Source organism: Microcystis sp. M049S2 (assembly GCF_020245625.1).
Classification (GTDB): Bacteria; Cyanobacteriota; Cyanobacteriia; order Cyanobacteriales; family Microcystaceae; genus Microcystis; species Microcystis ichthyoblabe_A.
The window spans coordinates 1-8,608 of the sequence record NZ_JADBUN010000196.1 but is presented as its reverse complement, the minus strand read 5'-3'; the positions used below and the strand labels follow the sequence as shown (position 1 = coordinate 8,608).

Annotated in this window: 8 protein-coding genes and 2 pseudogenes; 7 read left to right on the top strand and 3 right to left on the bottom strand. The window is 43.6% G+C overall.

Translation table 11 applies throughout. The features are described from left to right. Positions 1–241: 241 nt before the first annotated feature. The 3 genes and pseudogenes from IM496_RS16525 to IM496_RS16515 form a co-directional block, all read left to right on the top strand. Positions 242–580 (top strand): annotated as a pseudogene (locus IM496_RS16525) (ISAs1 family transposase); the annotation flags it as partial. A gap of 133 nt (positions 581–713) precedes the next feature. Next, positions 714–1,415 (top strand): hypothetical protein, encoded by a 702-nt coding sequence (locus IM496_RS16520; RefSeq protein WP_002756702.1) that lies wholly within the window; start codon positions 714–716, stop codon positions 1,413–1,415. A 331-nt stretch (positions 1,416–1,746) separates the two neighbouring features. Beyond that, positions 1,747–3,663: a hypothetical protein gene (locus tag IM496_RS16515; RefSeq protein ID WP_287662598.1), complete on the top strand. Its 1,917-nt coding sequence runs from the start codon at positions 1,747–1,749 to the stop codon at positions 3,661–3,663. Between the two features lie 150 nt (positions 3,664–3,813). On the opposite strand, the gene IM496_RS16510 is transcribed toward IM496_RS16515, so the two are convergent. Further along, positions 3,814–4,095, bottom strand: a complete 282-nt coding sequence (locus IM496_RS16510; RefSeq protein WP_194015877.1) for a hypothetical protein — start codon at positions 4,093–4,095, stop codon at positions 3,814–3,816. A gap of 77 nt (positions 4,096–4,172) precedes the next feature. Then, positions 4,173–6,638, bottom strand: coding sequence for an ATP-dependent Clp protease ATP-binding subunit (locus IM496_RS16505; protein ID WP_002732350.1), 2,466 nt, complete (start codon positions 6,636–6,638; stop codon positions 4,173–4,175). A gap of 480 nt (positions 6,639–7,118) precedes the next feature. Here IM496_RS16505 and IM496_RS16500 point away from each other — a divergent pair, with 480 nt between their 5' ends. From IM496_RS16500 to IM496_RS16485, 4 genes and pseudogenes are all read left to right on the top strand, one after another. Further along, positions 7,119–7,397, top strand: coding sequence for a hypothetical protein (locus IM496_RS16500; RefSeq protein ID WP_052275566.1), 279 nt, complete (start codon positions 7,119–7,121; stop codon positions 7,395–7,397). Positions 7,398–7,434: 37 nt separating this feature from the next. Then, positions 7,435–7,659, top strand: a complete 225-nt coding sequence (locus IM496_RS16495; RefSeq protein ID WP_002801678.1) for an addiction module protein — start codon at positions 7,435–7,437, stop codon at positions 7,657–7,659. Then, positions 7,656–7,952: a type II toxin-antitoxin system RelE/ParE family toxin gene (locus IM496_RS16490; RefSeq protein ID WP_052275568.1), complete on the top strand. Its 297-nt coding sequence runs from the start codon at positions 7,656–7,658 to the stop codon at positions 7,950–7,952. The genes IM496_RS16495 and IM496_RS16490 overlap by 4 nt, the downstream gene beginning before the upstream one ends. Before the next feature lie 136 nt (positions 7,953–8,088). Next, positions 8,089–8,337, top strand: a pseudogene (locus IM496_RS16485) (type II toxin-antitoxin system VapC family toxin); the annotation flags it as partial. Positions 8,338–8,339: 2 nt separating this feature from the next. On the opposite strand, the gene IM496_RS16480 reads toward IM496_RS16485, so the two are convergent. Next, a partial coding sequence (locus IM496_RS16480) for a transposase (RefSeq protein ID WP_287662589.1) occupies positions 8,340–8,608 on the bottom strand: 269 nt, incomplete at its 5' end.

Genomic DNA, 8,608 nt, shown 5'->3' with positions numbered 1-8,608 from the left:
ATCATCGTATCGAAAAACGTTGGTGTTGGGCTGTACCCTTAGAAGTTTTCGGCGGTCTTTATCAACAAGCTCAATGGCTAGGACTTCAAAGTATTATCATGAGACCTCTTGCAAAAGTCTTAAGTCGATCCTTGTACAGCAACATTTTTGAAGATTATCAACTACTAATAAATAATTAACTCAAAGTCCCTCCCATTATTGTTTCTATCGTTTGTTTTCGGATTTATGCAAGAGGTCTATGGTTAAACGAGTTCGTCATCCTGGTCATAAAACCACTTGTGAAGTCCAATTTTATCTCAGTTCTCTCCCTGCTGATGCTCAAAAAATAGGTAATGCTATTCGTAAACATTGGGGCATTGAAAATCAGGCTCATTGGATTTTAGATGTTACTTTTAATTAAGATAAATGTCGGATTCGCTCTGGTCACAGCCCTCGTAATTTTGCATTCTTGAGACGAGTAGCACTTAACGCTCTTAACCAGGAATCCACTTACCGACGTAGTCTGGCACAAAAAAGTAAACGGACGGCCATGGATAATAACTATATGATGGCTGTGCTGAAAGCCTTTTGTCAAGCCTAATTGAGATGCTCTTACCCTGGGTGATTCTGGCAAGAGCATTTGTTCGCTTGACTTGCTGTTCTTACTTATTATACTATAACAGTCCTTGGGCTATCAATTTTTCGAGATACCCAACTATGTAAACAAATATATTATGAATCAAGGCATTGACTATTTTAATCGTGGACATTGGTTAACAGGGATTCAAGAACGCTTAAGTGTAGAAGCTCGCCGTAAGATGTTTGATTTAGCTATGAACAAACTCGATTTACGGGCAGGAGAAAGTATTATTGATATTGGTTCTACTCCAGATGTGGAGAGGATAGACAGTAACTGTATGATTCCCTGGTTTCATGAAGCAGGGTTAACTGTCGCCCTCTCTTCCCCAGAAGACATTTCTTCCCTGAGCCAAGTGTTTCCTTTTGCCAAAATTTTAAGCCCCAATGGATTTCATCGCCCAATTCTTGCTAAGGAGTGTGAGTTTGATGTAGCCACCTCTAGCGCAGTTTTAGAACATTGTGGTTCGACTCATTTACAGGTTGAACATATTCGAGAGTGTGCCAGAGTTGCTAGTAAAATATTCTTAACTACACCCAATCGTTGGCATTGGCTAGAATTTCATACTAAACTTCCCCTAATCCATTGGTTACCTAAATCTTGGCATCGGTTTCTATTAAATATAGTCGGGTTATCCTTCTGGGCTAAGGAAGATAATTTAAACCTACTGGGTAGAGCCGAATTATTAAACTTAGCTAAACAAGCTTTAGGAGACAATTTCAGTATTAGAGTCGAAACCATCTGGGCGCTGGGAATGCCTTCCAATTTAGTATTATTAGCTAGACGTATTAATGACTAATACAGGGTAAGCGCATCTTAACAATCCTTGACAAAATGAACTTTATGTGAGTTGCTTACCCAGAGGTACATTCAGGCATATTTGAGGAGAATTTGCCATCTCAATTGTTAAGCAAAAATCGACCCAATGTTAAGATTTCGTAACTATTCTGATTGACTGGTATCACTTGAAATGCCCACACAGCAAGCAGATCACAAAAGGGGCTAATTGTCAATAGGGTTTGAGATGCGCTCACCCTGGTATTAAATGTAAAATACTTGGATAAAACGTCAAGGTAGTTATGCAGACAAAGAACTCGTATTTTTTAGATTTAACTCCTCTAAGAGAATTGATGCTTTCCAGAACCTTCTGGTTCAGTCTCAGCATCGTATTCTCTATTTTGTACAGTATCCTATTCTTACAAATCGCTTTCGGTAGCGAGTACAGCATTCAGGATGACGCACGCCGTATTATCGTTTGGATGATGCGCTTCTCTGATTCAGAGCTTTTTCCCGATGATTTCCTGATGAACTATTATCAATGGTTGACTCCTTCGGGTCTCGCGAGTCTTTATAAATTGATGTCAATGGTGGGGATAAACGCCATAGTTTTTAATAAGCTCGTACCGATCGCCCTAGGTTTAATATCTACCATTTATTGCTATCGAGTCTCCCTACAAATTCTGCCCGTACCTTTGGCTGGATTTATCTCTACACTATTTCTCAATCAAAATCTGTGGTTAAAAGATGATTTAGGTTCCGGTACCCCAAGAGGCTTTTTATACCCTCTTTTTCTGGCCTTTATCTATTACTTACTTCGCTCTTCCACGATTCCTTGTTTACTCTCTTTAATTTTACTGGCTTTCTTTTACCCTCCTTCGGTTCTGGTTGCTTCTGGAGTCTTAGTTCTCCGTCTCTTCTCCTGGAATAACCAAAGATTGCGTTTGACTACAGACCGAAAAGAGATTGTTTTTTGTATAGTCAGCTTGCTGGTTGTATTTTTAATCTTACTGACATATCTTTTCAAAAGTAGTGACTATGGAGCCATGGTTTCTCTGGCGGAAGCTCGAAATTTGTCAGAGTTCGGACAAGATGGTAAAATCGGATTTTTTCATCGAGAGCCGCTGACCTTTTGGACCTGTAATGATTATAGTGGTTTTTTCCCGAGAGATTGGTGTATTTTTAACCCCTTCAAGAGAAAATTTTTCCTCTTACCACCTCAAATTCTACTCGGACTAGCCCTGCCGATTATCCTCTATTATCGCTCCCATTTTTCTCTAGTGGAACGAATCACGAGCGCAGGATTTATCCTGCCACAAATTTTGCTTTCCTCGATCGCCTTTTATCTAATCTCTCACGCTGTCCTCTTCAAGCTATATTTACCGCAAAGATACACGGAACATAGCCTAAGGATAGTTTTCGCTATTGCGGGGGGAATCGCTTTATCGATGCTGATCGATAAACTGTTAGAATGGGGGGGGAAAAAGACTATAGCAAGTGGAATAACCATCATTATCTTTCTCCTACTTCAAGTAGCAATGATTTATTCCTACCTGCCGATTCTTTATTTCAATCGAACTCGTTCGCTCTTGCTCACTGGACTGATGGTCATCCAAATATTAGGATTAGTTTATTTTGTCGGAAGAGATAGAAAAAAAACACTTCCCGCAAGAGAAGTTTGCTTATCGAGAGTTTTTTTAACCTATATAATGCTCATCGTTATTGCGGTATCCGCACTACTGTATCCGCTCTCTCTGAAAAAATACTATTTTTTCCCAAAAGTTAGCTATATTACGGGAAAGGAACCGGAGCTTTATCAGTTTTTAGCTAAACAGCCGAAAGATAGTCTCGTGGCTTCTCTCTCCCTAGAGGGTGATAATATTCCCTCCTTTGCCCTGCGTCCCGTGTTTGTCCACCGAGACTCCTTAGAACCCTATAACTTGTTATTCTATGACAAACTTCGCCAAAGATATATCGACTTGATCGAGGCCCAATATAGTCCCGATCTGACTGCCGTGCAGAACTTTATCCAGAAAAATAACATTCGTTTTTGGTTACTCGATCGCTCCGCTTTTTCCCCAGACTACCCAATCGATAAAGTTGGCCTTCAATCCTTTGGATCGGTAACTTCTGATGCGGTAGAAAGACTGCAAGCGGGAACCCCCCTCGTTTTATCCCAGTTAAGCAAGAGTTGTTCGGTTGTCGAATCAAAAAATATTATCCTCTTAGATGCTTCATGTATTCTCGATGCAAAAAACCCGGTTCGGTAGTTGCGCGGGGAGTAGATAACTTCAGTTCGGGTTAAGGAGGTTTTGCCATGAATTCTAGGAAAGAATAGGGCTGACTGGCTAAGGTAAAATTAGGGTTTCGGCTTATCCCGAACTCAGGTTAGTTATGACATGGCAATTCTACAAAACCGCCTAATTTAATAGCTTTTTACCATCCTCCGATGCTGCCGCTTCTAGGCTGGTAATTGCGGTTTCTGCCGTCAAAATATTGGGAATATCACTTAAACTAGCAGTTTGATAAACCTGTTCATTTCTAGCAAATAAATTGCTCATATCTTGAGAATAATTAGAAGCGATCGATAATAAAGCTCCGGCAAAAATATAGAGAGGTAAAGGCAAAATAAACCCCTTGGCCCACTGATAAAATTCCACCAACAAAAATAACAAAACACAGCCCACAACCCAGACTTTCATCGCACTTTTTCCCCCTATCTTTACGAGAAAAGGTGAGCAAAAAGCCCACCCTTTATTTAACTAATTCCAGTGAGAAGTTATTCAATCACGGGAGCGATTAACTCACGTCTTTCACCGGAAATTACTTTCACCTTACCTTCCTCATCGATATCGACCATGGCCGTATCGCCATCGGAAACCCGTCCGGAGAGAATTTCCTCAGCCAGAACATCTTCCAACAGACGCATAATCGCACGACGTAAGGGACGAGCGCCGTAGGCCGGATTATAACCTTCCTCGATCAAGCGTTCTTTAAACTTATCGGTGACAGACAAAGTAATATTTTGTTCTGTCAGACGTTTAAACACATCCTTGAGCAGGATTTCGGCGATTTCCTTGACTTCTTCCTTATTGAGTTGACGGAAGACAATAATCTCATCAAGACGGTTGAGGAATTCTGGACGGAAATATTGTTTTAATTCCTCATTAACCAGCGATCGAATGCGATTATACTGGGCCTCGGCTTGATTATCGGCAAACTCGAAACCTAAACCACCGCCACCCTTCTCGATGACTTTAGAACCGATGTTCGAGGTCATAATCAACAGGGTATTTTTAAAGTCCACCGTGCGACCTTTGGCATCGGTCAAACGTCCATCTTCAAGGATTTGCAGAAGCATATTGAAGACATCGGGGTGAGCTTTTTCGATTTCGTCGAATAGCACCACCGTATAAGGACGACGACGCACCGCTTCCGTTAATTGTCCCCCTTCGTTGTAACCAACATAACCCGGAGGTGAACCGATTAACTTAGAAACCGTGTGCCGTTCCATGTATTCCGACATATCGAGACGGATCATCGCATCTTCGGAACCAAAGAAATAAGCGGCCAGAGCCTTAGTTAACTCGGTTTTACCTACCCCCGTCGGACCGGAGAAGATAAAGGAAGCAATGGGACGGTTGGGATTTTTTAGACCGACGCGAGCGCGACGAATGGCGCGGGACACCGCTTTAACCGCGTCCTCTTGACCGATGAGACGCTGATGCAGGGTATCTTCCATGTGCAGCAGTTTCTCGGATTCGGTTTCGGTCAGTTTATTGACGGGAACCCCAGTCCAAGAAGCGACGATGTGAGCGATTTCCTCCGCATCCACAAAGGGTTCATCGTTGCCATCTTCGCCTTTTTTGGTGGAAGCGAGATTCCGGATCTGGGTTTTGATTTCCATTTCCCGATCGCGCAATTCCCCAGCTTTCTCGAAGTCTTGACCGCGCACTGCGTCATCTTTTTGTTTGAGAATTTGCCGCAGTTCCTTGTCTAATTCCTTGGCTGCCGGTGGCAATTGGGAATTAATCAAGCGCACTCTCGAACCAGCCTCATCGATTAAATCGATCGCCTTGTCCGGTAAGAAGCGATCGCTAATGTAGCGATCGGACAATTTCGCCGCCGCTTCTAGCGCTTCGTCTAAGATTTTTAGTTTATGGTGCTGTTCGTAGCGTTCCCGGAGACCGTAGAGAATTTCGATCGTTTCTTCTACGGAGGGTTCACCGACCATAACCGGTTGAAAACGTCTTTCTAGAGCCGCATCCCGTTCGATATGTTTGCGGTACTCATCCAAGGTCGTCGCCCCGATACATTGCAGTTCTCCCCGGGCCAAAGCCGGTTTGAGAATATTGGCCGCATCGATCGCCCCTTCGGCTGCCCCGGCACCGATGAGAGTATGAACTTCATCGATCACAAGGACGACGTTACCCGCTTGGCGAATTTCGTCCATGATTTTTTTGAGGCGTTCCTCAAATTCGCCGCGATATTTGGTTCCCGCCACTAACAAGCCGATATCGAGGGTGACAACCCGTTTTTCTTCGAGAATGTCGGGAATATCCTTGTTAGCAATGCGTTGGGCCAATCCTTCTGCGATCGCTGTTTTACCGACCCCCGGTTCCCCGATTAGGACTGGGTTATTTTTGGTACGACGACCGAGAATTTGGATGACGCGCTCGATTTCCTTTTGCCGGCCGACCACGGGATCGAGTTTACCCTCGCTGGCCATTTGGGTGAGATTGGAACCGAATTCGTCAAGAGTGGGGGTTTTAGTGCGACCTTGGGAAGATGAACCAGCGGCCACTTCGGCGGTTTCCCCTAACATTCTGATCACTTGGGTGCGAACTTTCGAGAGATCCACCCCGAGATTTTCCAGAACCCTAGCGGCCACACCTTCCCCTTCGCGAATTAGTCCTAAAAGGAGATGTTCTGTGCCAATATAGTTATGGCCCAGTTGACGGGCTTCTTCGAGGGAGAGTTCTAAAACTCTTTTGGCTCTGGGGGTGAAGGGAATTTCCACGGCTACGAATCCGGAACCGCGACCGATGATTTTCTCCACCTCCACGCGCGCATCTTTGAGATTGACACCCATGGACTTGAGGACTTTGGCGGCAACTCCCGTTCCCTCTCCAATTAGTCCTAGTAAAATCTGCTCTGTTCCCACGAAGTTATGGCCAAGGCGGCGGGCTTCTTCTTGGGCGAGCATGATTACTTTAATGGCTTTTTCCGTAAATCTTTCAAACATAGCCTATCCATCACCTACACAAGCGACCCTAGATATGCTGATTTTAGCACGGCTTTTTAGTTTAGCTGTCTCTCAGTGATCAGTTATTGGGGAACGGCTATTAGTTATAGTGGTTGTAGCTCTGAAGATTTTTTCTGGGGTCAATCGGTCTCAGCTGACTTGCGGAGATGCCCGGAATCTCCCGGATTATGGTTTTAGCCCCCTGGAAACCTGCTGATAAGTTGTTCACCGTTGCATAATCCCCTAGGGTCGTGGTCATCCCCATCCCTCGATCGCTTGACTATCGATCGCCCATTTTCAGGTCAAAACTCGAAGTATAAGCAGATTAAATATTACTACCTATTGACAAATGAGTATATATGTTGTATGTCGGGGTGATATACAGAAAGTTGACCCATATCGTTACTCTGGAGAGTGTTATGCAGAAAGTTGACCTATAATATATAGTTAGGTCGCTTAGTATTTGAGTCATCAATATGTATGCCTAAACTAACGCTTCAAGTCCGAACCCATGACAACTTGTTAGAACTACTCGCTCAATCTGAATCGGGAGCTTGGGTTATCGCGGAAGAGAAAGTTGAGAAAATCACCCATGTCCAAGTCGTGAATTTTGACGGGATGCAAATGATTGAGGCTATCTTTGACCGAAATGCCAGCTACAGAAGAGATGATGGCAGGCTAGTGATCAAATTTCTAGACGGGCACATCGTTAATTGCAATGTGTCGTTTGACGGACAAAATCCTGTTCGCTATATTTGAGGAAGTTCTATCGAATGTCTCACCTTGAGGTTTCTGTATGGATATCGCGGCTACACTAAATGAAATTACAACTTTAAGTGTTGAGGATAGAATCCTTCTGGTTCAAGCGATTTGGGAAAGTATTCCAGTCGAACAGGTGTATCCTGATTTAACCGAGGCGCAAAAACACGAACTCGATCAGCGGATTGAGGGTCATAATAATGATCCCGATAACGTCCTCACTTGGGAAGAGATGAAAGCATCAGTCAGAAAGCAAGCATGAAGTATGTACTGGTATTTCGTCCAGAAGTCCGTGACGACCTCAGCGATGCCTATGATTGGTATGAGAGTCAACAAGCTGGTTTGGGTGATGAATTTATTGATTGTGTAGATGACTTACTCAATCAGATCGGCATGATGCCAGAGTCTTATGCAATCGTTTATCTGGACATTCGACGAGCAGTCATCAGACGATTCCCATATGCTGTCTACTATCGAGTGATTTCAAGTCGGGTCGTTGTGACCGCAATTTTTCATGGTCGGCGTGATCCAAAGTCATGGCGATCGCGAACCTAACAACCCCAATGCACCCGACCATTGAGGTTATTGGTTAGTGCGATGCCGAAGGCACTGCGTAGCAGAGCGCATCGCTTCGTAGCGACAGTTTTGCACAGATTCGGATAAAATACAGATCTAACTAGCGCATTTCAAAGACGAAGTTGCGCGGGGAGATGTAGAGATGGCAAACAGGCGACTTGAGATTCTACATGATTTTCCATTACTGGAAGTCAACGAAGATGTTCAAAGTCTGGCAGCCCAGTTTCTCACCAAAAGTAATCTTCCCCCTAAAGCCTCGGATGATGCGCTTCATATTGGAGTTGCTACATTTTACGGAATTGACTATCTTTTAACTTGGAACTGTAAGCATATTGCCAATGCTCAAATACAAAAGAAACTAAGTAGCTAGGCAGAATTAAACTTAAAACAGTGAGTTTCGTATCCTCCTTTTTGAGCGCGAGCTTCGATCCCTTGTTTAACAGCGATCGCTAAATCGTACTCATCGGGAAAAATTTGACCTGCTAGTTCATGAGTTTTCAATTGATGCCATTCAATTTCAATAAGATTCATTTCAGAGGAATATTTGGGCAGTTGAAAGAAAAATAATCCTTGCTGCTGCCACTTATCCCAATATTCTCTGACTTGCTTGCTCGTATGAATGGGATGATTATCTT